The following is a 24,262-nucleotide window of genomic DNA, read 5'->3' as shown; positions in this document are numbered from 1 at the left end:
GCCTGTCGCTGCTTACTTGGCTGCATTGGTCTGCGCTTTCCCACGGTTTTCCCGGGCTTGCAGGCTCATAAACAGCGGCTCGAGGATCGGCGCAACGAAGCGTGCACCCACTTCGGACAAGTGGTTGTCGTCGGTGTACAGCGAATAGCCGCCAAGTTCAGCGTGGCACAAGCCTTTGTCATCGCACAGCCGTGGCGCGGGATCGACCACGCGCACGGCCGGATCCTCCTGCGCAAGTTGCGCAAACAGCTGACTGATAAACATCTGGCGTTTGTGGTGCGCCTCGACGTCCAGCCCGACGTCATCGACCGGACGATCAAGCATTGCCAGACGTGTCAGCCGATAGGGCGGACTGAACGCCTGCAACGGCGCTTCTTTCACCAGCCACACGCGATGCCCGCCGGCACGCAATTGCGCCACTCGGGCCCGCAAACCTTCGGCCAGGCGCCGCTCGGCGTCGGCACGATCATAGCGACCATCGGTGGTTCTCAGCACATGGCCCAGATCACCTTTGGCATCGCCGTACAGGTACAGGCTCCAACGCGCAACCAGCACCACATCGCTGACCGATTGCGCCTTCAGCCCCTGCTCGACACGCTGGTTGAAACGCGCACAGACACCGTCATGTTCCAGCCCATCGACCGGAATGCAGCCGGGAGAACTGGCCAGGATCACGCTCACGCCGTAGGCCTTGGCGCCGTCATCGAACACCGGGATCAGCGCCGTGGCGTGACTGTCGCCCCAGACCATGGCGCGGCTCGGCAGGTCCGTCATGCCGTAATGGCAGAACAGCTTGTCGTCCGGGGTCTTGTCATCCGCCAGACAGGCCATCAGCTCCGGCCGCCACTCGCGGCCCTTGGCGTATTGCAGGGCCTGTTCGGACAGGCGCCATGGCAGGCCATCGGTCCAGCGCAGCGATTGCCCGGCCAGACCGAGCACCAGGATGCCACATAAACCGGCGAGCAGAATCTGCCGACGACCGGCGAGCAAACGCCGTTCACGGAACGGCGTTTCGACGAATTTCCACGACAGATAACCCAGCACCAGGGTCAGCAGGATCAACCCGGCCGTATCGAGCGCGCCCGGCTCATCGACGCTGGCGTAGCTGGAAAACACGAACACCGGCCAGTGCCACAAGTACCAGGAATAGGAAATCAGGCCGAGGCCGACCATCACCCGACTGCTCAACAATTGACCAACCAGCGTTTCGCGATGACCGTTGGCCAGAATCAGCAGCACCACGCCCAGCACCGGCAGCAGCGCGGTCGCCCCTGGGAACGGCGTCGACTTGTCGTAGACGAACACCGCCAGCAGGATCAACCCCATGCCCAGCAGGCTCAAGGCCTGGGCGGCCAACGGTTTCAAACGCCAGGCGTGTTTCGGCGCAATCGCCAGCATCGCCCCGGCCAGCAACTCCCAGGCACGCATCGGCAACAGGAAGAAAGCCTTTTCCGGATGATGCTGGATCGCCCACACACTCAGCCCGAACGACACCAGCAGCACAGCGAACAGCGCCAGCCGCCAGTGTTTCAACCGGCTCGAGAGCAACGTCAGCAGCAGCGGGAAGAAGATGTAGAACTGCTCTTCCACCGCCAGTGACCAGGTATGGAGCAGCGGTTTCAGGTCAGAGGCGACGTCGAAGTAACCGTCCTGGCGCATGAACAGGATGTTCGAGACGAACGTCACCTGATAGCGCACCGAACGCCCCAGCTCTTCGTAGTCCTTGGGCGCCAGCAGGAACCAGCCCACCGCCAGCACCGCAATGATCATCGCGAACAGCGCCGGCAGGATGCGCCGCGCACGCCGCGCCCAGAACTCGACGAAGCTGAAACGGCCAGCCTGACGCTGGTTCCAGATGATCGAGGTGATGAGGTAACCGGAGATCACGAAGAACACGTCCACGCCGACAAAACCGCCGGTAAACCCCGGAACGCCAAAGTGGAACAGCACCACGGCGATCACTGCGACTGCGCGCAGGCCGTCGATATCCCTTCGATAAGCGAGTGTGCTCATAAAATCTTTAATGCCAATCAGGTGGTTGTTTTTTGTACAGCGCGAGTTTGAATAAAAGAGGCTCGCGAGCGCTGCTGGTTGTATTGCCCGATCACAGACCTTAACAGATCAGGAATCGCTCATTGCCGGGACAAATTTCATGCAAAAAAAAGGCGCCCCCGCGAGGGCGCCTTTTTCCGCTTCAACTGGCGATGTTACTTGCGTTTCATCGACAGGAAGAACTCGTCGTTGGTCTTGGTCGTTTTCAGCTTGTCGACCAGGAACTCGATGGCCGCCACTTCGTCCATCGGGTGCAGCAGCTTGCGCAGAATCCACATGCGCTGCAGTTCGTCGTCGGCGGTCAGCAACTCTTCGCGGCGGGTGCCGGAGCGGTTGATGTTGATGGCCGGGAACACACGCTTCTCGGCGATCTTGCGATCCAGAGGCAGCTCCATGTTGCCGGTACCTTTGAACTCTTCGTAGATCACTTCGTCCATCTTCGAACCGGTTTCAACCAGCGCGGTGGCGATAATGGTCAGCGAGCCGCCTTCTTCGATGTTGCGCGCAGCACCGAAGAAACGCTTCGGTTTCTCCAGGGCGTGAGCATCGACACCACCGGTCAGCACCTTGCCGGAGCTCGGGATCACGGTGTTGTAGGCACGGGCCAGACGGGTGATGGAGTCGAGCAGGATCACCACGTCCTTCTTGTGTTCGACCAGGCGCTTGGCCTTCTCGATCACCATTTCGGCAACCTGCACGTGACGGGTCGGCGGCTCGTCGAAGGTCGAGGCAACCACTTCGCCGCGCACGGTGCGCTGCATTTCGGTCACTTCTTCCGGACGTTCGTCGATCAACAGCACGATCAGGTGCACTTCAGGGTTGTTACGCGCGATGTTCGCCGCGATGTTCTGCAGCATGATCGTCTTACCGGCTTTCGGCGGTGCAACGATCAGACCACGCTGGCCTTTGCCGATCGGGGCGCACAGGTCGATCACACGACCGGTCAAGTCTTCGGTGGAACCGTTACCGGCTTCCATCTTCATGCGCACGGTCGGGAACAGCGGGGTCAGGTTCTCGAAGAGAATCTTGTTCTTCGCGTTCTCCGGACGATCGAAGTTGATCGTGTCGACCTTGAGCAGGGCAAAGTAACGCTCGCCTTCCTTTGGAGGGCGGATCTTGCCAACGATGGTGTCACCGGTGCGCAAGTTGAAACGACGGATCTGGCTCGGCGAGACGTAGATATCGTCCGGGCCGGCGAGGTAGGAAGCGTCAGCGGAGCGCAGGAAGCCGAAGCCGTCCTGGAGAATCTCCAGCACGCCATCACCGGAGATTTCCTCGCCGCTTTTCGCGTGCTTTTTCAGCAGGGAGAAAATCACGTCCTGCTTGCGCGAACGGGCCATATTTTCTATGCCCATCTGTTCGGCCAATTCGAGCAGTTCGGTAATCGGCTTTTGCTTGAGTTCAGTCAGATTCATATAGGAATGACGTAATCATTTATGGAGGGGGGGAAATTAAGCTTTTGGCTTAATGAGGCCGCGCCGCGGAGAAGGCGACAGGATCGCGAACTTGTTCGAAAAGGAGTGCGTCGGCGACGGCTAGCAGGGGGCAGTGGAGAAACCAGTGCGGGGCCGAATGTACCACCTGAGTTTCGGAGCGTCTAGCCCTGAATACGCAAAAAGCCCCGCAAATTGCGAGGCTTTTTTTCGGCGATTTACAGCGACGCTTAGATGTTGGCGTCGAGGAAAGCAGCCAGTTGCGACTTCGACAGGGCGCCGACTTTGGTCGCTTCAACGTTGCCGTTCTTGAACAGCATCAGCGTCGGGATACCACGCACGCCGTGCTTGGCCGGGGTTTCCTGGTTTTCGTCGATGTTCAGTTTGGCAACGGTCAGCTTGCCTTTGTAGGTCTCGGCAATCTCGTCCAGAACCGGAGCGATCATTTTGCAAGGGCCGCACCATTCAGCCCAGTAGTCGACCAGTACAGCGCCTTCGGCCTTGAGTACGTCGGCTTCGAAGCTGGCGTCGCTAACGTGTTTGATCAGATCGCTGCTCATGGAATTCTCCAGGTTGTAAGCAAAAAAACGTGGCCCATCATATCCGCCCTTCCCTTGTTCAGGAAGCCGCAGTTGATTGAGTCTTGCTATGGCACCCCATGAGTCTGGGTATAGCCCAAGTCACGCGGTGGCGGGGGCGATGAAGGCGATCCCGGTGCGCAGCGCCGCGTTGCGCACGTGCTCTTGCATGGCCTTCTGGGCGGCGGCGGAGGCCCGGCGCGCGAGGGCGCGGAGGATCTTGCGGTGTTCCTGCCAGGTTTCCATCGCCCGTTCGGCGCGGATGAACGGTAGCTTCTGGCTCTCCAGAAAGATCTCGGCGCTGGCGGTGAGGATGCTCAGCATCGCCTGATTGCCGCTGGCCAGCAGAATGCGCCGGTGAAATTCGAAGTCGAGTTTCGCCGCGGCCTCGAAGTCGCCGGCCTTCAATTGCTCGCGCATCGCCGCAACGTTGTCCTCCAGCGCATCCAGGTCAAACGTGCTCAAGGTCACCGCCGCCAGCCCGGCGGCAAACCCCTCCAGCGCATAGCGCAACTGAAAGATGTCCAGTGGCGAGGCCTGCGCTGCGAACGGCCAGCCCGGCGCATTGTCACCCTGCGCAATGTCCACCGGTGCCTGCACGAACACGCCTTTACCCGGCTGGATGCTGACCACGCCCAGCGCACTGAGCGACGACAGCGCCTCGCGCAACGACGCCCGACTGACCCCCAGTTGCACCGCCAGATCCCGTTGCGACGGCAACGCATCGCCCGCACCGAAACCCTGCTCGGTGATCAGTTTGCGTATGGCTTGCAGCGCCACTTCGGGTACGGCGCGGGAGATCGAGTTCATGGTTTTTCAGACGAGCCAGGCCAAGGTGCGGCTAGTTGTAAAGCTATTCGCCGGATCCGGCAAGTCGTGCCCCAGCGGGGTTCGGCGCCCGCTGCCGGTGCGCCATCGGGGTGCGAAAAACAACCTGACTGTTCAGACCAGTAAGACCGAATAAACCCGGCAAACCCGCGGCCTGCCGGGGATAAATCCGGGTATTGGCACGGCCCGTGCTCTGTCCGATCGCAGAAATCACTTCCCGTCGATCCGGAGATTTGCCATGACCCTGCGTTACCGAGCCCTCCTCGCCGCTCTGTTTTCCAGCCTGATGCTGAGCCAGATCCCCGCCCACGCCGATGGCCTGGAAGACGTGGTCAAACGCGGCACACTGAAAGTTGCCGTGCCTCAGGACTTCCCGCCATTCGGCTCGGTCGGCCCGGACATGAAACCCCGTGGCCTGGATATCGACACGGCGAAGCTGCTGGCTGATCAACTTAAGGTCAAACTCGAACTGACCCCGGTCAACAGCACCAACCGCATCCCGTTCCTCACCACCGGCAAGGTCGACCTGGTGATCTCCAGCCTCGGCAAGAACCCGGAGCGCGAGAAAGTCATCGACTTCTCCCACGCCTACGCGCCTTTCTACCTGGCGGTGTTTGGCCCGCCTGACGCAGCGATCAGCAGCCTCGACGACCTCAAGGGCAAGACCATCAGTGTCACCCGTGGCGCCATCGAAGACATCGAGCTGACCAAGGTCGCCCCCGAAGGCGTGACCATCAAGCGCTTCGAGGACAACAACTCGACCATCGCCGCCTACCTCGCAGGGCAAGTCGACCTGATCGCCAGCGGCAACGTGGTGATGGTCGCGATCAGCGAGAAGAACCCGAAACGCGTGCCGGCGCTGAAAGTGAAGCTCAAGGATTCGCCGGTCTACGTCGGCGTGAACAAGAACGAGCCCGCGCTGCTGGGCAAGGTCAACGAGATCCTCGCCACCGCCAAGGCCGACGGCGCGCTGGAGAAAAACTCGCAGACCTGGCTCAAAGAGCCGCTGCCGGCCGATCTCTGATCGATCGCGCGGGAGACAATTGATGGCTTATCAGTTCGATTTCATGCCGGTGGTGCAAAACACCGACCTGCTGCTGCGCGGCGCTCTGTTCACCCTGGAACTGACGGCCATTGGCGCAGTGCTCGGCGTCGGCGTCGGCATCGTCGGCGCGCTGGTGCGGGCGTGGAACATTCGCCCGTTCTCGGCACTCTTCGGCGTCTACGTCGAGTTGATCCGCAACACGCCATTTCTGGTGCAGTTGTTCTTCATCTTTTTCGGCCTGCCGTCGCTTGGGGTGCAGATTTCCGAGTGGCAGGCAGCGGTGCTGGCGATGGTGATCAACCTCGGCGCGTACTCGACCGAGATCATCCGCGCGGGCATTCAGGCGATTCCGCGCGGGCAACTGGAAGCCGCCGCCGCACTGGCGATGAGCCGTTTCGAAGCATTCCGCCACGTGGTCCTACTGCCGGCGCTGGGCAAGGTCTGGCCGGCACTGAGTAGCCAGATCATCATCGTCATGCTCGGCTCGGCGGTGTGTTCGCAGATCGCCACTGAGGAGCTGAGCTTCGCTGCCAACTTCATTCAGTCGCGCAACTTCCGCGCCTTTGAAACCTATGCGCTGACCACGCTGATCTACCTGTGCATGGCGCTGCTGATCCGCCAGTTGCTGAACTGGATCGGCCGCCGCTATATCGCGAGGAGCAGCCAATGAGCGACTTCACCTTCTGGGACATCCTGCGCAACCTGCTCACCGGCCTGCAGTGGACGCTGGCGCTGTCGCTGGTGGCGTTCATTGGTGGCGGGATCGTCGGCTTGCTGATTCTGGTCATGCGCATCTCGAAAAACCCGTTACCGAGCAATATCGCCCGCACCTGGATCGAACTGTTCCAGGGCACACCGCTGCTGATGCAGCTGTTTCTGGTGTTCTTCGGCGTGGCGCTGGCCGGGGTCGAAATCTCGCCGTGGATGGCCGCGGCGATTGCCCTCACGCTGTTTACCAGCGCCTATCTGGCGGAGATCTGGCGCGGTTGCGTCGAAGCGATCCCTCACGGTCAGTGGGAAGCGTCATCGAGCCTGGCGCTGAATCCGCTGGAGCAGTTGCGCTACGTGATCCTGCCGCAGGCGCTGCGCATCGCGGTGGCGCCGACCGTGGGCTTCTCGGTGCAGGTGGTCAAGGGCACGGCGGTGACCTCGATCATCGGTTTCACCGAGCTGACCAAGACCGGCGGCATGCTCGCCAACGCCACCTTCGAACCGTTCATGGTCTACGGCCTCGTTGCCCTCGGCTACTTCCTGCTCTGCTACCCCTTGTCGCTCAGTGCGCGCTACCTGGAAAGGAGACTGCATGCCTCTGCTTAGAATTTCCGCCCTGCATAAATACTACGGTGATCACCACGTGCTCAAAGGCATCGACCTGAGCGTCGAGGAAGGCCAGGTGGTGGCGATCATCGGCCGCAGCGGCTCGGGCAAATCGACCCTGCTGCGCACCCTCAATGGCCTGGAGTCGATCAATGACGGGGTAATCGAAGTCGACGGCGAGTACCTCGACGCCGCCCGCGCCGACCTGCGCAGCCTGCGGCAGAAAGTCGGCATGGTGTTCCAGCAGTTCAACCTGTTCCCGCACCTGACCGTGGGCGAAAACGTGATGCTCGCGCCGCAAGTGGTGCAGAAAGTACCGAAGGCCAGGGCGGCCGAACTGGCGCGCAAGATGCTCGAACGCGTCGGCCTGGGAGAGAAGTTCGATGCGTTTCCGGATCGGTTGTCTGGCGGGCAGCAACAGCGCGTGGCAATTGCCCGGGCCTTGGCGATGTCGCCGAAAGTGTTGCTGTGCGACGAGATCACCTCGGCGCTGGACCCGGAACTGGTCAATGAAGTGCTGGCCGTGGTGCGCCAACTGGCGAAAGAAGGCATGACGCTGATCATGGTCACCCACGAAATGCGTTTCGCCCGGGAGGTCGGCGACAAACTGGTGTTCATGCACCATGGCAAGGTGCATGAAGTGGGGGATCCGAAGGTGTTGTTTGCCCATCCGCAGACGGCGGAGCTGGCGAATTTCATTGGCACCGTTGAAGCCGCCAACTGAGCCGGCACGCTCCTGTGGCGAGGGAGCTTGCTCCCACTCGGCTGCGCAGCAGTCGTGAAACCCGCCGACCGCGATTTACCTGAATATCAAGGTGAATGGCTTAGGGGCCGCTTCGCAGCCCAGCGGGAGCAAGCTCCCTCGCCACAGAAGCTGTGTTGGATCAAGGGTTTGAACCATGCGCGTTGGCGCCAGCGTTTGATCGTGGCACGATGGCGGGGTTATCGACCGAGACCCCCTGACCATGCCGCAATCCAAAGCCAAGAATCTGTCCCTGATCGCCGCAATCGACCTGGGCTCCAACAGCTTCCACATGGTCGTGGCCAAGGCCCAGAACGGTGAAATCCGCATTCTGGAGCGCCTCGGGGAGAAAGTGCAGCTTGCCGCCGGCATCGACGACGAGCGCCATCTCAATGAAGAATCGATGCAGCGCGGGCTCGATTGCCTCAAGCGTTTTGCCCAACTGATCAACGGCATGCCGCTGGGCGCTGTGCGGATCGTTGGCACCAACGCCCTGCGCGAAGCGCGCAATCGCCTGGAATTCATTCACCGCGCCGAAGAAATCCTCGGTCACCCGGTGGAAGTCATCTCCGGCCGTGAAGAAGCGCGGCTGATTTATCTGGGCGTGTCACACACCCTCGCCGACACCCCGGGCAAGCGTCTGGTGGCCGACATCGGCGGCGGCAGTACCGAATTCATCATCGGGCAGCGGTTTGAACCGCTGCTGCGCGAAAGCCTGCAAATGGGCTGCGTCAGCTTCACCCAGCGCTACTTCAAGGACGGTAAGATCACCCCGGCTCGTTACGCTCAGGCGTACACGGCGGCGCGGCTGGAGATCATGAGCATCGAACACGCCCTGCACCGCCTGACCTGGGATGAAGCCATCGGCTCCTCGGGCACCATCCGCGCCATCGGCCTGGCGCTGAAGGCCGGCGGGCATGGCACCGGCGAAGTGAATGCCGAAGGCCTGGCCTGGCTCAAGCGTCGCCTGTTCAAACTGGGTGACGTCGACAAGATCGATTTCGAAGGCATCAAACCTGACCGCCGGGCGATCTTCCCCGCAGGTCTGGCGATTCTCGAAGCGATCTTCGACGCCCTCGAACTGCAACGCATGGATCACTGCGAAGGCGCACTGCGTGAAGGCGTGCTCTACGACCTGCTCGGCCGCCATCACCACGAAGACGTGCGCGAACGCACCCTGACCTCGTTGATGGAGCGCTATCACGTCGATCTGGAACAAGCGGCGCGCGTTGAACGCAAAGCGCTGCACGCCTTTGATCAGGTCGCTGCGGACTGGGAGCTGGATGACGGTATCTGGCGCGAACTGCTCGGTTGGGCGGCGAAAGTCCACGAAGTCGGCCTCGACATCGCGCACTACCACTACCACAAGCACGGCGCCTACCTGATCGAACACTCGGACCTTGCCGGGTTCTCCCGCGAAGACCAGCAAATGCTCGCCCTGCTGGTGCGCGGCCACCGCCGCAACATTCCCAAGGACAAGTTCGCCGAATTCGGTGACGACGGCGACAAGCTGATCCGCCTGTGCGTGCTGCTGCGCTTCGCGATCCTGTTCCACCACATCCGTGGCACCCAGGCGATGCCGCAAGTGGTGCTGCATGCCAAAGGCAACAACCTCGACGTGGAATTCCCGGAAAACTGGCTGGATGAGAACCAGCTGACTCAGGCTGACTTTGGCCTTGAGGCCGACTGGCTGACCCGGGTGGGCATTGTCCTAACCGTCCATTGACAGCTCCTACACAGGTCGGTGTTTGGCGTACAAAAAAGGCGATCCCGAAGGATCGCCTTTTTATTTCGCCTGAAACCGAGGCTTAGCTGCTCACCGGCAAAATCGGGCTGCCCAGGCGTTCCAGCAACGTCGCCTGCGCGCTGCGCGGGTTCTGGTTGCCGGTTGGCGTGTTACGGATGTAACGGCCATCCGACTGCAGGCTCCAGCTGTGGGTGTTGTCGGTCAGGTACAGCTCCAGCTCTTTCTTGACGCGAGTCAGCAGCTTCTTGCCTTCCACCGGGAAGCAAGTCTCGACGCGCTTGTCGAGGTTGCGCTCCATCCAGTCGGCACTGGAGAGGAACATCTGCTCCTCGCCGCCGTTGAGGAAGTAGAACACTCGGGTGTGTTCAAGGAAGCGACCGATGATCGAGCGCACATGGATATTGTGCGAAACCCCGGCAATGCCCGGACGCAGGCAGCACATCCCGCGCACCACCAGATCGATGCGCACGCCGGACTGACTGGCCTTGTACAGTGCGCGGATGATCTTCGGATCGGTCAGCGAGTTGAACTTGGCGATGATGTGCGCCGGCTTGCCTTCAACGGCGAACTGGGTTTCCCGGGCAATCATGTCGAGCATGCCCTTTTTCAGGGTGAACGGCGCATGCAGCAGCTTCTTCATGCGCAGCGTCTTGCCCATGCCGATCAACTGGCTGAACAGTTTGCCGACGTCTTCGCACAGGGCATCGTCGGAAGTCAGCAGGCTGTAATCGGTGTACAAACGGGCGTTGCCGGCGTGGTAGTTACCGGTGCCGAGGTGCGCGTAACGCACGATCTCGCCGGCCTCGCGACGCAGGATCAGCATCATCTTGGCGTGGGTCTTGAAGCCGACCACGCCGTAAATCACCACCGCACCGGCCGCTTGCAGACGGCTGGCCAGTTGCAGGTTGGACTCTTCGTCGAAGCGCGCACGCAGTTCGATGACCGCCGTCACTTCCTTGCCGTTGCGCGCGGCGTCCACCAGCGCATCGACGATTTCCGAGTTGGCGCCGGAGCGGTACAGGGTCTGGCGCACAGCCAATACATGCGGGTCTTTCGCCGCCTGGCGCAGCAGGTCGACCACCGGGGTAAACGACTCGAACGGGTGCAGCAGCAGGATGTCCTGCTTACTGACGACACTGAAAATGTTCTCGCTGTTCTGCAGCAGTTTCGGGATCTGCGGGGTGAACGGCGTGTATTGCAGCTCCGGGTGGCTGTCCAGACCGGTGATGCTGAACAGGCGGGTCAGGTTGACCGGGCCGTTGACCTGATACAGCTCGGTTTCGCTCAGGTTGAACTGTTTGAGCAGGTAGTCCGAGAGGTGTTTCGGGCAGGTGTCGGCGACTTCCAGACGCACCGCATCACCGTAGCGCCGCGAGAACAGCTCACCACGCAGGGCGCGCGCAAGGTCTTCGACGTCTTCGGAGTCGAGCGCCAGGTCGGCGTTTCGGGTCAGGCGGAACTGGTAGCAGCCCTTCACCTTCATGCCCTGGAACAGGTCATCGGCGTGGGCGTGGATCATCGACGACAGGAACACATAGTTGTCGCCCGGGCCGCCGACTTCTTCCGGAACCTTGATGATCCGAGGCAGCAGGCGCGGTGCCGGAATGATCGCCAGACCGGAATCGCGACCGAAGGCGTCGATGCCTTCCAGTTCGACGATGAAGTTCAGGCTCTTGTTCACCAGCAACGGGAACGGGTGCGTCGGGTCGAGGCCGATCGGGGTGATGATCGGTGCGATCTCGTCGCGGAAGTAGCGGCGCACCCAAGTCTTGATCTTGGTCGTCCAGTGACGGCGACGGATGAAGCGCACCTGATGCTTTTCCAGCTCCGGCAGCAGGATGTCGTTGAGGATCGCGTACTGGCGATCAACGTGACCGTGCACCAGCTCGCTGATCCGCGCCAGCGCCTGATGCGGTTGCAGACCATCGGCACCGGCCTGTTCCCGGGCGAAGGTGATCTGCTTCTTCAGGCCGGCGACGCGGATTTCGAAGAACTCGTCGAGGTTGCTGGAGAAGATCAGCAGAAACTTCAGCCGCTCCAGCAACGGATAGGACTCGTCCAGCGCCTGCTCCAGCACGCGGATGTTGAACTGCAGTTGCGAGAGCTCGCGATGGATATACAGGCTGCTGTCATCCAGGCCCGGGATCGCAATCACTGGCGCCGCCGCGACGGCTTCGGTGACCGGCGCGGGCGGCGCAGGTTCGAGTTCCGGCGGGGTTTCGGTGATTTGCTCCACCACCGGTTGAGCTTCTTTTACTGCAACTTCAGTGAGTCCTTCGGTATTCATCGAATGTTCCTGGGAGGGCTATTTCTGCTCTCGTAACAATTGAGCGGCGCGGACAGCAAAGTAAGTCAGGATGCCATCAGCGCCGGCACGTTTAAAGGCGGTCAGTGACTCGAGAATCACCGCCTCGCTCAACCAGCCATTCTGGATCGCCGCCATGTGCATGGCGTATTCGCCGCTAACCTGATAGACGAAGGTCGGCACTTTGAAGGCATCTTTTACCCGGAAAAGAATGTCCAGGTACGGCATGCCGGGTTTGACCATGACCATGTCCGCGCCTTCAGACAAGTCCGCGCCGACTTCGTGCAACGCTTCATCGCTGTTGGCCGGGTCCATCTGATACGAGGCTTTGTTGGCCTTGCCCAGATTCGCTGCCGAACCCACGGCATCGCGGAACGGCCCGTAATAGGCGCTGGCGTACTTGGCCGAGTAGGCCATGATCCGCACATTGACGTGGCCGGCGATCTCCAGCGCTTCGCGGATCGCCTGAATCCGACCGTCCATCATGTCTGACGGTGCCACGACCTGAGCGCCGGCTTCGGCGTGGGACAGCGCCTGCTTGACCAGTGCGTCGACGGTGATGTCGTTCTGCACGTAGCCTTCTTCGTCGAGAATGCCGTCCTGCCCATGGGTGGTGAACGGATCGAGGGCGACGTCAGTGATCACTCCCAGCTCGGGAAACCGCTCACGCAACGCACGAGTGGCGCGCTGGGCAATGCCCTGCGGGTTCCAGGCTTCGGCGGCGTCGAGGGATTTCAATTCGACAGGCGTAACCGGGAACAGCGCCAGCGCCGGAATGCCCAGTTCGACCCATTTCGCCGCTTCTTCCAACAGCAGATCGATGGTCAGGCGCTCGACGCCGGGCATCGAGGCCACGGCTTCGCGACGGTTCTCACCGTCAAGCACGAACACCGGCAGGATCAGGTCATCGACCGTCAGCACGTTTTCCCGCACCAGTCGACGCGAAAAATCATCGCGACGGTTGCGGCGCAAACGGGTAGCGGGGAACAAACGGTTGGCAGGGGTAAAGCTCACGGCAGACTCCTGAGCCCGCGCAAACGGGCAAGCGTGACAGTTATAGACGGCCATTATGACGAACAGATTACAGTTGTGCGTACCCCGTGACATGTAGCCGCATTCCATTGTTAGCGTAGGAATTGTTCACGTCGAGACACATTTCGACACTTTCCTGAATGTGTCCGAAGGGTTAGGCTGCGCGTTCATTTCGCCAGCACCCAGACAATGCTCCAACAATTTCTGCATGACTTCGGCTACTTTGCCCTGTTTCTCGGCACGTTCTTCGAAGGCGAAACCATTCTGGTACTCGCAGGCTTCCTCGCGTTCCGTGGATACATGGACATCAACCTGGTGGTGGTCGTGGCGTTCTTCGGCAGCTATGCCGGCGATCAGCTGTGGTACTTCCTGGGGCGCAAGCACGGGCGCAAATTGCTCGCGCGCAAGCCGCGTTGGCAGATGATGGGCGACCGGGCGCTGGAACATATCCGCAAGCATCCGGACATCTGGGTCCTGAGCTTCCGCTTCGTTTACGGCCTGCGCACGGTGATGCCGGTGGCGATCGGCCTGTCGGGTTATCCGCCAGGACGTTATCTGCTGCTGAACGGCATCGGCGCAGCGATCTGGGCCACCGCTCTGGCGGCCGCCGCCTACCACTTCGGCGCGGTGCTCGAAGGCATGCTCGGCAGCATCAAGAAGTACGAGTTGTGGGTGCTCGGCGCGCTGCTGATTCTTGGCGTTGGTCTGTGGCTGCGTCGCCGCTTCAAGAATGCGCGCCTGGCCAAGCAGGTTTACGCCGATGAACAAGCCGCAAAAGCCGCGCGCCTGCTTCAGGCAGAACACACCAAACCCGCCGAGCCTAAGACGCCAGCCGAGTAACACGCTGGCGACAGCCATACAGCCCGATGCCACTGAGCAGGCTGTAACCGAGCAGACCAGCCCAGGCCAACGGGCTGGCTGGCCATAGCCCGAGCAGCGGCGCCAGCCACACCAGCGGCACATTCGACCCCAGCCGCAGCAGCTCGACCTTCAGTGCCCACGGGCGATTCTCCAGCATCACCCCCAGCGCGAACAAACCCCACGCCACTACACCCCACCCCAGTAGCAGCGCGGCGGTCGACAGATGTTGCGCCTGCCCCATCAGGTCACTGCCCAGCGCGATATAGACGCAGAACTGCAGCGCCACATACCACTGGCGACGGCTGTCGAGTGGCACCTCGTACTTGCGGAAGCGGCTCAAGTCGGGTTTGGTCAGCGGGTACTTCGCCGCCACATCCGCCGGACGCCAGCCGGTGCGCATGAACCAGATCCGCAGCTTGTCCCAAAGGCTATGGGTGCGGCGTGCGTCGTCCCACAACTGCACATAGAACTGCATATTGGCCCACAGCGGATTCCAGCTCGCCAGCGGCGTGGTCACACCGAAAATCACCGGCTCGTTGTCGTCCTCTTCCTGAAACGTACCGAACAACCGATCCCAAAGAATGAACACCCCGCCGTAGTTGCGATCCATGTAGAGAGCGTTCTGTGCATGGTGGGCCCGATGATTGGATGGCGTGACGAAGAACCACTCGAACCCGCCGAGCTTGGGAATGTGCCGGGTGTGAACCCAGAACTGATACAGCAGATTCATCGCCGCGACGCTGACGAACACCAGCAGCGGCACGCCAAGCACGGCCATCGGCAGGTAGAAGATCCAGCCCAGCACAAATCCGGTACTGGTCTGGCGCAACGCCGTGGAGAGGTTGTATTCCTCGCTCTGGTGATGCACCGAATGCGCGGCCCAAAGAATGTTGCGCTCGTGGCCCAGGCGATGCAGCCAGTAATAGCAGAAGTCATAGAAGACAAAGGCCAGCACCCAGACCCAGAGACGGTCTGCCGGCAACCTGAGCAACGCCAGGTGTTCCAGGGCAAACGCATAGGTCACCAGCCCCAGGCCTTTGGTCAGCAGGCCGGTGGTGGTCGACAACACCCCGGCGCTGAGGCTGTTGACCGAGTCGGCGAGGCGATAGTGTCGGGTCCCGCGCCAGCGATCGGCAAGCAGTTCGGCGGCAATCAGCACGAAGAAAAATGGCACTGCATACAGAATGAAGTCCATGGCGCGCCCCGGTCGGATTCTATCGACAGATCCTAGGTCTAGCCGCCCTTTTCCCCTATGGCAACGTACGACAATTTAGTGGACATTTAGCGCCATGAATCTGGAGAGAAACCCATGAGCAAAAAAGTTGCAGTGATCCTGTCCGGCAGCGGCGTGTACGACGGCGCCGAAATCCATGAAAGCGTCATCACCCTGCTGCGCCTGGATCAACGCGGCGCACAGGTGCAATGCTTCGCGCCGAACATCGCGCAATTGCATGTGATCAATCACCTGACCGGTGAAGAAATGCCCGAGACGCGCAACGTGCTGGTGGAGTCGGCGCGCATTGCCCGCGGCAACATCAAGGACATCCGTGAGGCCGACGTCGAAGACTTCGACGCGCTGATCGTGCCCGGCGGCTTTGGCGCCGCGAAGAACCTCTCGAACTTCGCCGTCGAAGGTGCCGGCTGCACGGTGCAGCCTGAGGTGCTGGCCTTGGCTGAAGCCTTTGCCGAAGCGGGCAAACCGGTGGGCCTGATGTGCATCTCGCCGGCACTGGCGGCGAAAATCTACGGCCCGGGCGTAACCTGCACCATCGGCAACGATGCCGATACCGCCACCGCGATGACCAAGATGGGCGCCAGCCACGAAGACTGCGCGGTGACTGACATCATCGAAGACAAGGCTCGCAAACTGGTAACGACCCCGGCCTACATGCTGGCGCAGAACATCAGTGAAGCGGCTTCGGGGATCAACAAGCTGGTCGACCGGGTGCTCGAACTAACCCACGAGAACGATGCCTGACACGACCTTTCTGAAGGTTTTTGTGGTGAGGGGATTTATCCCCTCACCACAGGAATACGGTTGAATCAGGACTGACGTGCAAGGCGGGTGAGAATCCGGTCCAGCGCATTGGCAAACGCCTGTTTCTCACGCTCGCCGAACGGCGCCGGGCCGCCGCTGATCTGACCCTGCTCACGCAGGTCGGTAAACAGGTTGCGTACGGCCAGGCGCTCGCCCATGTTCTGCGCGTCGAACTCCTTGCCGCGCGGGTCAAGCGCCGCTACACCTTTCTTCACCAGGCGATCGGCCAGCGGAATATCGCTGCAGATCACCAGCTCTCCGGGCACCGCGTGCTCGACCAGATAATCGTCCGCCGCATCCGGGCCGCTGGGCACCACGATCAGCTTGACGATCGCCAGCCCCGGTTTGATCTGCGGTTGCCCCGCCACCAGCACCACTTCGAACCGGCGCTTGAGGGCGAACTTCACCACCAGCTCCTTGGCGGCCCGCGGGCAGGCGTCGGCATCGATCCATACGCGCATCATTTTTTCCTCTTCTAAAAGCATCGCGGGCAAGCCGCGCTCCCACAAGGTTAACGCTAAACCTGTGGGAGCGTGGCTTGCCCGCGAATGTGAGCGCAGCGAATGCTCTTAAGCAATCACCCGCTTCTTCTCAACCATCCGGCTGCGCCCATACAACACGACAATCGCCAGAATCGCCACGGCCTGCGCCGATAGCGAATAAGCGTCGGCATGAATCCCCAGCCAGTCGAAATCGAAGAACGCCACCGGTCGCGTGCCGAAGATCCCGGCTTCCTGCAACGCCTTCACGCCATGCCCGGCGAACACCACCGACAACGCGCAGAGCAGACCGGCGTTGATGCTGAAGAACAGCGCCAGCGGCAGTTTCGCCGAGCCACGCAGGATCACCCAGGCCAGACCGATCAGCAGCACCAGCGCCGTCGCACCACCGGCCAGCACCGCATCATGCCCGGCGGGGCCGGCCTGCAGCCACAGGGTTTCGTAGAACAGGATCACTTCGAACAGCTCGCGGTACACCGAGAAGAACGCGAGGATCGCAAAACCAAAGCGCCCGCCGCCGCCCACCAGACTCTGCTTGATGTAATCCTGCCAGGCCGCGGCGTGCCGCCGGTCGTGCATCCACACGCCGAGCCACAGCACCATGACGCTGGCGAACAGCGCCGTCGCGCCTTCGAGCAATTCACGCTGCGAGCCGCTGACGTCGATCACATACGCCGCCAGCGCCCAGGTACCCAGACCGGCGAGCAGCGCCAGGCCCCAGCCGACGTTGACGCTGCGCACCGCCGATTGCTGGCCGGTATTGCGCAGGAACGCGAGGATCGCCGCCAGCACCAGAATCGCTTCGAGGCCTTCGCGCAGCAGAATCAGCAGACCGGAGATGTAGCTCAGCGACCAGCTCAGGCCATCGCTGCCAAGCAGTTCGGCAGACGCTTTGAGCTTGCCCTTGGCCGCGTCCAGGCGCTCTTCGGCCTGCGCCACCGGCAGACCATCCTGCAACGACTGACGGTAGGCCATCAGCGATTTTTCGGTGTCCTTGCGTACGTTGGCGTCGACGTTATCCAGCGAACTTTCGACCAGTTCGAAACCTTCCAGATACGCCGCCACCGACAAGTCATAGGCCTGATCACGATCACCGGCGCGGTATGCCGCCAGGCTTTTGTCCAGCGTCGCGGCGGTGTAGTCGAGCAATTGCGCCGGGCCGCGTTTGACCTGTGGTGGCTGCGCGCGCTGGGCACGGAAGGTCGCGGCGACTGGCGCACCTTCGGCGGCCTGTACCTCGGCCGGCGTCTGGCGTGCCAGATCAGCGATATTGAAGGTCTTGTCGGACTTGGCGGCGGCCGGGTCGGCACTGAAGCCGGCGATGTAGGTCGCCAGATCCCAGCGCTGACGGTCGTCCAGTTGATCGGCGAACGCCGGCATGTCGGTGCCTTCGACACCTTGGCCGAGGGTGCTGTAGATCGCGTACAGGCTCAGATGATCCATCCGCGCGGCATCGCGCAGGTTGGCCGGTGGCGGCGCCATGCCGAGGCCCGCCGGACCGTCACCGGCTCCGTTGGCACCGTGACAAACCGAGCAGTTTTGCGCATACAGCGGCGCGCCACGGGTCGGATCCGGCGTGATGATCGGCGCCTGGCTGACCTCATACGCCACCGCCAGTTTCGCCCCCAGTTGCCGGGCCTGACGGGCGACGTCGGCACCGTCCTGCTTCGCCGTGATTGCCGCATGCAGAGCCGCGACGCCCTGCTCCAGCGCAGCCTTCTCCGGTTTGGCCGGCAGACCGCTGATCAGTCCTTGCAGCACTTGGGTGAATTCCAGCTGCTCGCGGTATTCGCCGTCATCGACAACTTTGCCCGCCTCGACCGTCGGCGGGTAGTCGGCGCTGATGTAATCGAGCAGGTGCAACGCTTGCGGGGCGCCTTCCACCGTGTCGGCCAGCAGGTTGAAGCTGCTCAGGGCGCACAACGGGAACACCAGCCAGGCCAGAAATCGGGACGCGGCAGTCATGAATGAGTCTCAAATGGAAATGCGAAGTTACATATTGTTCACTTCGAACGCTTTTCACTCAAGCGTTGTCGACGTACGCCACCTGGGACGGGTGCCATGAACCTGAGAAAACGGACGAATCACTTAGCCACTACCGCACTCTATACTGCGCCACCTCATTGCATTTGCCGCTCAAGGACGAACCCTCTTCATGCGCCATAGCTTGCTGCTACCCCTGTTGATCGCCACCGTTGTGCAGTTGAACGGTTGCGGTGCGTATCGCAATTACGATCTGGAACTGCAACAGACCACCGCCCCGCTCAAAAACGGCAACATCGAAGGTGCCCTGTCGGTGATCGAAGCGAACAATCCGGACCCGGAAAAAGACCTGCTCTACTACTTCGAAAAAGGCGCCGTACTGAGTGCCGGCGGCGATTTTGCGCAAAGCCAGACCACCTGGCGCAGCGCCGAACAGATGATTATCGAACGCCAGGACACAATCCAGACCACTGGTGACAAGTTGCTTGCAGCAATGGGCGATCACTGGGGCAGCATCATCAACGACAAGCTGCGCCGCTACGATGGCTACGACTATGAAAAGGTCATGCTGACCACGCAAATGGCCCTCAATCAGTTGGCGCTAAATGACTTCGATGGCGCTCGCGCCGACATCAAGAAAACCCACGAGCGCGAAGCGCTGATCGCTCGGCAACGGGAGCTGGAATACGAAAAAATCGAGGAAGCAGCCAAGGCCCAGGGCGCACGTGTGCATTACAGGGATCTGCAGGGCTACCCGGTGGTAATGCTCGAATCGCCTGCGGTGATTGCCCTGAAAAACGGTTACCAAAGTGCATTCAGTCACTATCTCGCGGGCTTCACTTATGAAGCGCTGGGTGAAAAGGATCTTGCCGCACCCGGATATCGTCAGGCCATTGAACTGCGTCCGGACGTAGCCTTTTTTCAACAGGCACTGCGCGACCTCGACAGCCCCGGACTCAAGGCCGATGAAAGCGACGTGCTGATCATTGTGCAAAGCGGGCTGGCACCTGCCCGCAGTTCAGTACGCGTGCCGTACCCGGTGAAGCTGGCAGACGGGCAAGTCATCGTCGCCAACATTTCGTTTCCGGTGATGGTGCCGGACACCTCAACCCCGCCGGTCAGTCAGGTGAGTATCGATGGTCGCCAGAAGAAACTGATCGCGGTCAACAGCATCACCGAAATGTCCTTGCGCACGCTGCGTGACGACATGCCCGGGATTATCCAGCGCACGACCTATCGGGCATTCCTCGCCGCAGATGTTCAAGGCACGGACAATCGACGCAACCCGAGCAAGGCGTCCTACGTGACTCACTGGGACAATTTCGAACACGCTGACACCCGCACCTGGCGCACCCTGCCTGACCTGACGCAGGTTGTGCGCCTGCGCCTGAAAAAGGGCGAGCATCTGATCAGCCTGTCGAATACCACGGCGCCGCTGAAGATCCGTATCGACCAGCACCGGCAGATGATCGGCCTGCGCGTGCTCGGTGGACAGATTTACGCCAACGGCAGCGCTTTTCAGTCCCGCACCTCGCTGGAAAATCGAGTATCCAGCCTGAAATAAGTAATGGCACCAAACTAACAAGTGCGATTAAAAAGCTATTACATGGCCACCATCGCCCGCTTATAATGCCGCGCCCTCGCTATAGCGACGCGGCATAAAAGCTCCTCTGGTTATGAGGAATTGGCAGGAGGCCAGCGCCACTGTCGATGGGTCACACCAGCCCGACCAGCACCGGCGGCTGATGCAGTTACTAGCTCAGGGAAGAAGTACCCCCATGGCATTGCGCACTCCCACCTTGATCGCGCTCAGCGCTGTCACTCTGCTGTCCGGCTGTTCGGCGTTTCGCAACTACGATTCGGAACTGGCCCAGACCAACCAGCAACTGGCCACCGGCAACGTCGACGCCGCGCTGACCCTGCTGGAAAAGAACAACACCGGCCCCGACAAAGATCTGCTCTATTACTTCGAGAAAGGTGAGTTGCTACGCGCCAAGGGTGACCTGTCCGGCAGCCAGAACGCCTGGACCAGCGCCGACCAGGTGGTCGGTCAGTGGGAGGATTCGGTCAAGCTCGACTCCGGCAAATACCTGGCCCAGTTCGGCAGCTTCATCGTCAACGACAAGGTCCGTCGCTACGAAGGTTACGACTACGAGAAAGTCATGCTGACCACCCAGATGGCCCTCAACCTGCTGGCCGTCAACGACTTCGATGGCGCCCGCACCGCGATCAAGAAAACCCACGAACGTGAAGCGGTGATCGCCGACCTGCGCGACAAGGAATACCTCAAGAGTGAGGAAGAGGCCGAAAAAGAAGGGATCAAGACTCAGTACAAGGATCTGCAAGGCTACCCGGTCGCCAGCCTCGACGCGCCGGAAGTGGTCAGCCTGAAAAACAGCTACCAGAGTGCGTTCAGCCATTACCTGGCCGGTTTCGTCTACGAAGCCCTGGGCGAGAAAGACCTGGCTGCACCGGGCTACCGCAAGGCGGCGGAACTGCGCCCGAACACCCCGTTGCTGGAGCAGGCGCTGGTCAACCTCGACAAGCCGAGCAAATCCGACGACAGCGATATCCTGATCGTGGTGCAAAGCGGTCTGGCACCTTCGCGCGATTCGATCCGCGTGCCGCTGCCATTGCCGATCTCCAACAATGTGGTGATCACTCCACTGTCGTTCCCGATCATCAAGCCGGACACCTCCACCGCACCGTTCGCGCAGATCGGTGTCGATGGCCAGCAAGTCAACTTGACGGCCCTCAACAGCACCACCGCCATGTCCCGCCGCGCCCTGCGCGATGACATGCCGGGGATCATTGTGCGCACCACCGTGCGCGCAATCACCAAAGGCGTGGCGCAGAAGAAGATCAACGAAACCAATCCGCTGGCCGGTCTGGCCGTGGGTATCTCTTCAGCCGTGCTGGAAGGTGCCGATACCCGTACGTGGCGCACCCTGCCGGACAACACCCAAGTGGTGCGTCTGCGCTTGAAGAAAGGCGAGCACCAAGTCAGCCTGCCGAGCGCCGTCGGCGGTTCGCTGGTCAAGGTCACCGTCGATCAGCGTTATCAAGTGATCAGCCTGCGTGCCGTGGGCAATCAGGTATTTGCCGGCGGCGTCGCCGCCCATGTCATCCCGAGCGCCGGCGCGACCAACGTCGCCAGCCTCAAACAACCTTAAGAACGGAGTCTTTGCATGCGCTTGAAACTCTTCGCCGTTGCCGCTCTCGCCGTGCTGGCCAGCGGCTGCGCCACCCCGCCACCACCGGAGCCGGGCAGCGCCGCGAGCAAGGTCGTGGCCATGGGCCCGCAGAAACACATCGCGGTCGGCGCCATGCGCGTCGCCCGTGAGAACGGCTTCATGACCGTCAATGTGCAGTTGACCAACACCCTCAACAGCAACAAGACGTTCTACTACCGCTTCGCCTGGCTCGGTGCGGAAGGTTTCCCGATCGCCGAGGAAGAAGTCTGGAAAAGCCAGATGATGTACGGCGCTCAGACCAGCTTCATTCAGGGCATCGCCCCGACCCCGAAAGCCGTGGACTTCCGTCTCGAACTCAAGACGCCTTAAGCCCGCCAACCTATTCCTGTATTAGAGAGCATTCCCATGTTTGCACGCTTTTCCCTGATCGCTGTCCTCGCCCTGCTGGCCTCCGGTTGCGCCAACACCTCGCCGACCCTGGGTAGCAAGAACATCAGCTACGGCGACACCAAAGCGGTTGAAACCGTGACCAACGAATTCGGTTCGACCGACCTGCAGATGATCGCCGAATCGATGACCCGCTCCCTGGCCCAGTCCGGCATTCTGCAGGGCCGCCCGGTGGTGCAGGTCTACGACGTGAAGAACAAGACCAGCGAGTACATCGATACCCGCGAAATCACCACCAGCATCAAGACTCAGTTGATGAAATCCGGCACCGCCCGCTTCGCCAGCGACAACACCGCGATGCAGAGCCAGGTCGATCAGCTCAAGCTGCAAAACCAGAGCGGCCTGTACAAGAAGAGCACCGTGGCCAAGACCGGCAACATGATCGCCGCCAAGTACCGCCTGGAAGGCTCGATCAGCTCGATCGTCAAGCGCAGCAGCGACTACAAGGACGTCTTCTACAAATTCAGCCTGCAACTGATCGACGTCGAAAGCGGTCTGGCCGAGTGGATGGACGAAAAAGAGATCCGCAAAACCACGGAGCGTTAATTGATGCGCGCATGGATTGGCATGATGGCCCTGGCTTGCGCGTTCAGCGTGCAAGCGGCCCCGAAAGTCGCGGTAACGGATCTGGCGTATCAGGAACGTGTGGAGCAGTACATCCACATCGTTTCGGCGCAGAGCAATTACCGCGAGGGTTACTACAGCTCCAGTGGTTCGTCGAACTACAACGAGCTGGAAGCGACCACCAGCTACATCGAACAGGGTGAACTGCGTAAATTCACCGGCGACATCAAGGGCGAGATCCTGCGCACCGGGATGTTCCAGCTGGTGCAGGGCACGCCGTACACCGCGTCGTCCAAGGGTGACGTCTATGACGTGATCAAGCGGATCAAGGCCGGCAGCTTCAAAGGCGCCGACTACGTGCTGTTCGGCACCGTATCCGACATCGACTTCACCCAGGACATGAACGAGCTGGCGCACACCGACAGCTATTCGGCGGTGCTGGGCCTGACGCTGGTGGCGGATTTCAGCCTGATCAATACCAAGACCTACGAGATCACCTCGGCCTTCACGGCGATGGGCGAAGCGCAGGACACCAAACTGGTGAACGGCCGCGACATCAAGATCTCGCTGAACCGCCCGCGGGTGGTGCGTGAAGTGTCGAAAGCTCTGGGCGAAGACGTCGCCGGGCAACTGAGCATGCAGCTCGGTGGCGGCGGTTACGAGCAGCCGCGCGAGGCACAGCAGCGCAACAATCTGCCGCGTGATACTGCGCCGGTAATTTTGCACTGACCAGCTGAGTGAACAACTCTGTAGTGAGGGGATTCATCCCCGATGGCTCGCGAAGCGAGCCCCTCTTGATCTTGAAAGAAGGGGCTGCTACGCAGCCCATCGGGGATAAATCCCCTCAACACAAAGCGCCCTCACCACAGTTGGATGTAACCCAGATGTATCGTCAGAAACGAAAAAGGCGACCTCGATAGGTCGCCTTTTTTCTGGCCGGGGCTTTTAGACCGCCGCTTTACGCAACGTCGCCATAAACGCCGCCGCACCAATGAACAGCCCGGCAAACGTGCGGTTCATGCGTTTCTGCTGCTTCGGCGTGCGCAACAGGCGTAGCACCTTGGACGCCAAACCCGTGTAGCCAGCCATGACAACCAGATCCACGCAGATCATGGTCACGCCGATCACCAGGTACTGCATCAGCAGCGGTGCGTGGGGATTGATGAACTGCGGCAGCACCGCCAGCATGAACACCAGCGCCTTGGGGTTACTGATGTTGACCAGGAAGCCGCGAAACACCAGCGCCAGCGGTTTGCCGATCGGCCGGACTGCTGCGTCATCGCTCATGTCCATGGGCAGCGCACGCCATTGCTTGACCGCCAGATAGACCAGATAGGCCACACCGAACCATTTGATCGCATAGAACGCGGTGGCCGAAGCAGTGAGGATCGCGCCGACCCCAGCACCGACAATCGCAATCTGTACCGCCAGGCCGACTTGCAGGCCCAATGCGTTCCAGTAACCACGCCAGAAACCGTATTGCAGGCCGCTGGACATCGACGCAATGGCGCCAGCACCCGGGGACAGACTGATCACCCAGCAGGCGGCAAAGAATGCCAGCCATGTTTGAAGCTCCATCGCACACCTCGACTCTGA

General features: G+C 61.0%; 22 protein-coding genes. 12 read left to right on the top strand and 10 right to left on the bottom strand.

The features are described 5' to 3' along the window. Positions 1 to 12: 12 nt before the first annotated feature. From KVQ82_RS02115 to KVQ82_RS02100, 4 genes are all read right to left on the bottom strand, one after another. On the bottom strand, positions 13 to 2,013 hold the full coding sequence (locus tag KVQ82_RS02115; RefSeq protein ID WP_222017805.1) for an acyltransferase family protein: 2,001 nt from the start codon (positions 2,011 to 2,013) through the stop codon (positions 13 to 15). Between the two features lie 194 nt (positions 2,014 to 2,207). Then, complete coding sequence (gene rho / locus KVQ82_RS02110; RefSeq protein WP_003229334.1) at positions 2,208 to 3,467, bottom strand: transcription termination factor Rho; 1,260 nt, start codon at positions 3,465 to 3,467, stop codon at positions 2,208 to 2,210. Positions 3,468 to 3,715: 248 nt separating this feature from the next. Then, positions 3,716 to 4,045, bottom strand: a complete 330-nt coding sequence (gene trxA / locus KVQ82_RS02105; protein ID WP_003206727.1) for a thioredoxin TrxA — start codon at positions 4,043 to 4,045, stop codon at positions 3,716 to 3,718. A gap of 120 nt (positions 4,046 to 4,165) precedes the next feature. Then, the gene (locus tag KVQ82_RS02100; RefSeq protein ID WP_222017802.1) at positions 4,166 to 4,873 is read right to left on the bottom strand and encodes a FadR/GntR family transcriptional regulator; all 708 of its coding nucleotides are present in this window, start codon (positions 4,871 to 4,873) and stop codon (positions 4,166 to 4,168) included. Between the two features lie 256 nt (positions 4,874 to 5,129). Here KVQ82_RS02100 and KVQ82_RS02095 point away from each other — a divergent pair, with 256 nt between their 5' ends. The 5 genes from KVQ82_RS02095 to ppx all read left to right on the top strand — a co-directional run bounded on the left by KVQ82_RS02095 (position 5,130) and on the right by ppx (position 9,721). Continuing rightward, positions 5,130 to 5,915 (top strand): transporter substrate-binding domain-containing protein, encoded by a 786-nt coding sequence (locus KVQ82_RS02095; RefSeq protein WP_222017801.1) that lies wholly within the window; start codon positions 5,130 to 5,132, stop codon positions 5,913 to 5,915. 22 nt (positions 5,916 to 5,937) lie between these two features. Further along, positions 5,938 to 6,606 (top strand): amino acid ABC transporter permease, encoded by a 669-nt coding sequence (locus KVQ82_RS02090; protein ID WP_222017799.1) that lies wholly within the window; start codon positions 5,938 to 5,940, stop codon positions 6,604 to 6,606. Beyond that, positions 6,603 to 7,253, top strand: a complete 651-nt coding sequence (locus KVQ82_RS02085; protein WP_145593671.1) for an amino acid ABC transporter permease — start codon at positions 6,603 to 6,605, stop codon at positions 7,251 to 7,253. The genes KVQ82_RS02090 and KVQ82_RS02085 overlap by 4 nt, the downstream gene beginning before the upstream one ends. Further along, entirely contained in the window at positions 7,240 to 7,977 is a 738-nt protein-coding gene (locus KVQ82_RS02080) for an amino acid ABC transporter ATP-binding protein (RefSeq protein ID WP_145593672.1), read from the top strand. The genes KVQ82_RS02085 and KVQ82_RS02080 overlap by 14 nt, the downstream gene beginning before the upstream one ends. Positions 7,978 to 8,218: 241 nt before the next feature. Further along, complete coding sequence (ppx, locus tag KVQ82_RS02075) at positions 8,219 to 9,721, top strand: exopolyphosphatase (protein ID WP_096796121.1); 1,503 nt, start codon at positions 8,219 to 8,221, stop codon at positions 9,719 to 9,721. An 82-nt stretch (positions 9,722 to 9,803) separates the two neighbouring features. On the opposite strand, the gene ppk1 is transcribed toward ppx, so the two are convergent. Both ppk1 and hemB read right to left on the bottom strand, forming a co-directional pair. Further along, positions 9,804 to 12,029 carry a polyphosphate kinase 1 gene (ppk1, locus tag KVQ82_RS02070; protein WP_041072035.1) on the bottom strand — a complete coding sequence of 742 codons (2,226 nt, stop codon included), beginning with the start codon at positions 12,027 to 12,029 and terminating at the stop codon, positions 9,804 to 9,806. An 18-nt stretch (positions 12,030 to 12,047) separates the two neighbouring features. Then, a complete protein-coding gene (hemB, locus tag KVQ82_RS02065; RefSeq protein WP_041072033.1) occupies positions 12,048 to 13,061 on the bottom strand; it encodes a porphobilinogen synthase in 1,014 nt (337 codons plus the stop codon). 207 nt (positions 13,062 to 13,268) lie between these two features. On the opposite strand from hemB, the gene KVQ82_RS02060 reads away from it, so the two are divergent. Then, positions 13,269 to 13,919 carry a DedA family protein gene (locus KVQ82_RS02060; protein WP_198758792.1) on the top strand — a complete coding sequence of 217 codons (651 nt, stop codon included), beginning with the start codon at positions 13,269 to 13,271 and terminating at the stop codon, positions 13,917 to 13,919. Here KVQ82_RS02060 and KVQ82_RS02055 read toward each other — a convergent pair. After that, on the bottom strand, positions 13,900 to 15,135 hold the full coding sequence (locus KVQ82_RS02055) for a sterol desaturase family protein (protein WP_222017797.1): 1,236 nt from the start codon (positions 15,133 to 15,135) through the stop codon (positions 13,900 to 13,902). The two genes, KVQ82_RS02060 and KVQ82_RS02055, sit on opposite strands and share 20 nt — an antisense overlap. Before the next feature lie 114 nt (positions 15,136 to 15,249). On the opposite strand from KVQ82_RS02055, the gene elbB reads away from it, so the two are divergent. Continuing rightward, a complete protein-coding gene (gene elbB, locus KVQ82_RS02050) occupies positions 15,250 to 15,918 on the top strand; it encodes an isoprenoid biosynthesis glyoxalase ElbB (protein WP_222017794.1) in 669 nt (222 codons plus the stop codon). 65 nt (positions 15,919 to 15,983) lie between these two features. On the opposite strand, the gene KVQ82_RS02045 is transcribed toward elbB, so the two are convergent. Together KVQ82_RS02045 and KVQ82_RS02040 are read right to left on the bottom strand one after the other, a co-directional pair. Further along, positions 15,984 to 16,439, bottom strand: coding sequence for a YaiI/YqxD family protein (locus KVQ82_RS02045; RefSeq protein WP_047297238.1), 456 nt, complete (start codon positions 16,437 to 16,439; stop codon positions 15,984 to 15,986). 108 nt (positions 16,440 to 16,547) lie between these two features. Next, positions 16,548 to 18,443 (bottom strand): FTR1 family protein, encoded by a 1,896-nt coding sequence (locus KVQ82_RS02040; RefSeq protein WP_222017793.1) that lies wholly within the window; start codon positions 18,441 to 18,443, stop codon positions 16,548 to 16,550. Between the two features lie 190 nt (positions 18,444 to 18,633). Here KVQ82_RS02040 and KVQ82_RS02035 point away from each other — a divergent pair, with 190 nt between their 5' ends. The 5 genes from KVQ82_RS02035 (at position 18,634) to KVQ82_RS02015 (ending at position 23,395) form a co-directional block, all read left to right on the top strand. Then, entirely contained in the window at positions 18,634 to 20,025 is a 1,392-nt protein-coding gene (locus KVQ82_RS02035) for a COG3014 family protein (protein ID WP_222017791.1), read from the top strand. A gap of 214 nt (positions 20,026 to 20,239) precedes the next feature. After that, positions 20,240 to 21,634, top strand: a complete 1,395-nt coding sequence (locus KVQ82_RS02030; protein WP_222017789.1) for a COG3014 family protein — start codon at positions 20,240 to 20,242, stop codon at positions 21,632 to 21,634. A 15-nt stretch (positions 21,635 to 21,649) separates the two neighbouring features. Next, the gene (locus KVQ82_RS02025; protein ID WP_198758798.1) at positions 21,650 to 22,024 is read left to right on the top strand and encodes a YcfL family protein; all 375 of its coding nucleotides are present in this window, start codon (positions 21,650 to 21,652) and stop codon (positions 22,022 to 22,024) included. Between the two features lie 36 nt (positions 22,025 to 22,060). Further along, positions 22,061 to 22,648: a penicillin-binding protein activator LpoB gene (gene lpoB, locus KVQ82_RS02020; protein WP_003229365.1), complete on the top strand. Its 588-nt coding sequence runs from the start codon at positions 22,061 to 22,063 to the stop codon at positions 22,646 to 22,648. Between the two features lie 3 nt (positions 22,649 to 22,651). Continuing rightward, positions 22,652 to 23,395 (top strand): penicillin-binding protein activator LpoB, encoded by a 744-nt coding sequence (locus KVQ82_RS02015; RefSeq protein ID WP_121182580.1) that lies wholly within the window; start codon positions 22,652 to 22,654, stop codon positions 23,393 to 23,395. 216 nt (positions 23,396 to 23,611) lie between these two features. Here the strand turns inward: KVQ82_RS02015 and rhtB are convergent, their stop codons facing one another. Continuing rightward, complete coding sequence (rhtB, locus tag KVQ82_RS02010; protein WP_041072021.1) at positions 23,612 to 24,244, bottom strand: homoserine/homoserine lactone efflux protein; 633 nt, start codon at positions 24,242 to 24,244, stop codon at positions 23,612 to 23,614. Between the last annotated feature and the right edge of the window lie 18 nt (positions 24,245 to 24,262).

The organism is Pseudomonas sp. AO-1 (genome assembly GCF_019775695.1).
In the GTDB taxonomy this organism is placed as follows: Bacteria; Pseudomonadota; Gammaproteobacteria; order Pseudomonadales; family Pseudomonadaceae; genus Aquipseudomonas; species Aquipseudomonas parakoreensis.
The sequence above is the reverse complement of the archived record's forward strand: the minus strand, read 5'-3'. Positions and strand labels throughout refer to the sequence as shown.

Bases quoted from the DNA above. Each gene is read 5' to 3' on its own strand.
- KVQ82_RS02095 (WP_222017801.1), top strand. From the start codon at position 5,130: ATGACCCTGCGTTACCGAGCCCTCCTCGCCGCTCTGTTTTCCAGCCTG.
- KVQ82_RS02060 (WP_198758792.1), top strand. From the start codon at position 13,269: ATGCTCCAACAATTTCTGCATGACTTCGGCTACTTTGCCCTGTTTCTC.
- lpoB (WP_003229365.1), top strand. From the start codon at position 22,061: ATGTTTGCACGCTTTTCCCTGATCGCTGTCCTCGCCCTGCTGGCCTCC.
- KVQ82_RS02055 (WP_222017797.1), bottom strand. From the start codon at position 15,135: ATGGACTTCATTCTGTATGCAGTGCCATTTTTCTTCGTGCTGATTGCC.
- KVQ82_RS02115 (WP_222017805.1), bottom strand. From the start codon at position 2,013: ATGAGCACACTCGCTTATCGAAGGGATATCGACGGCCTGCGCGCAGTC.
- rhtB (WP_041072021.1), bottom strand. From the start codon at position 24,244: ATGGAGCTTCAAACATGGCTGGCATTCTTTGCCGCCTGCTGGGTGATC.
- elbB (WP_222017794.1), top strand. From the start codon at position 15,250: ATGAGCAAAAAAGTTGCAGTGATCCTGTCCGGCAGCGGCGTGTACGAC.
- KVQ82_RS02090 (WP_222017799.1), top strand. From the start codon at position 5,938: ATGGCTTATCAGTTCGATTTCATGCCGGTGGTGCAAAACACCGACCTG.
- ppx (WP_096796121.1), top strand. From the start codon at position 8,219: ATGCCGCAATCCAAAGCCAAGAATCTGTCCCTGATCGCCGCAATCGAC.
- ppk1 (WP_041072035.1), bottom strand. From the start codon at position 12,029: ATGAATACCGAAGGACTCACTGAAGTTGCAGTAAAAGAAGCTCAACCG.
- KVQ82_RS02080 (WP_145593672.1), top strand. From the start codon at position 7,240: ATGCCTCTGCTTAGAATTTCCGCCCTGCATAAATACTACGGTGATCAC.
- KVQ82_RS02045 (WP_047297238.1), bottom strand. From the start codon at position 16,439: ATGCGCGTATGGATCGATGCCGACGCCTGCCCGCGGGCCGCCAAGGAG.
- KVQ82_RS02030 (WP_222017789.1), top strand. From the start codon at position 20,240: ATGGCATTGCGCACTCCCACCTTGATCGCGCTCAGCGCTGTCACTCTG.
- KVQ82_RS02040 (WP_222017793.1), bottom strand. From the start codon at position 18,443: ATGACTGCCGCGTCCCGATTTCTGGCCTGGCTGGTGTTCCCGTTGTGC.
- rho (WP_003229334.1), bottom strand. From the start codon at position 3,467: ATGAATCTGACTGAACTCAAGCAAAAGCCGATTACCGAACTGCTCGAA.
- KVQ82_RS02100 (WP_222017802.1), bottom strand. From the start codon at position 4,873: ATGAACTCGATCTCCCGCGCCGTACCCGAAGTGGCGCTGCAAGCCATA.
- KVQ82_RS02035 (WP_222017791.1), top strand. From the start codon at position 18,634: ATGCGCCATAGCTTGCTGCTACCCCTGTTGATCGCCACCGTTGTGCAG.
- KVQ82_RS02025 (WP_198758798.1), top strand. From the start codon at position 21,650: ATGCGCTTGAAACTCTTCGCCGTTGCCGCTCTCGCCGTGCTGGCCAGC.
- KVQ82_RS02085 (WP_145593671.1), top strand. From the start codon at position 6,603: ATGAGCGACTTCACCTTCTGGGACATCCTGCGCAACCTGCTCACCGGC.
- KVQ82_RS02015 (WP_121182580.1), top strand. From the start codon at position 22,652: ATGCGCGCATGGATTGGCATGATGGCCCTGGCTTGCGCGTTCAGCGTG.
- trxA (WP_003206727.1), bottom strand. From the start codon at position 4,045: ATGAGCAGCGATCTGATCAAACACGTTAGCGACGCCAGCTTCGAAGCC.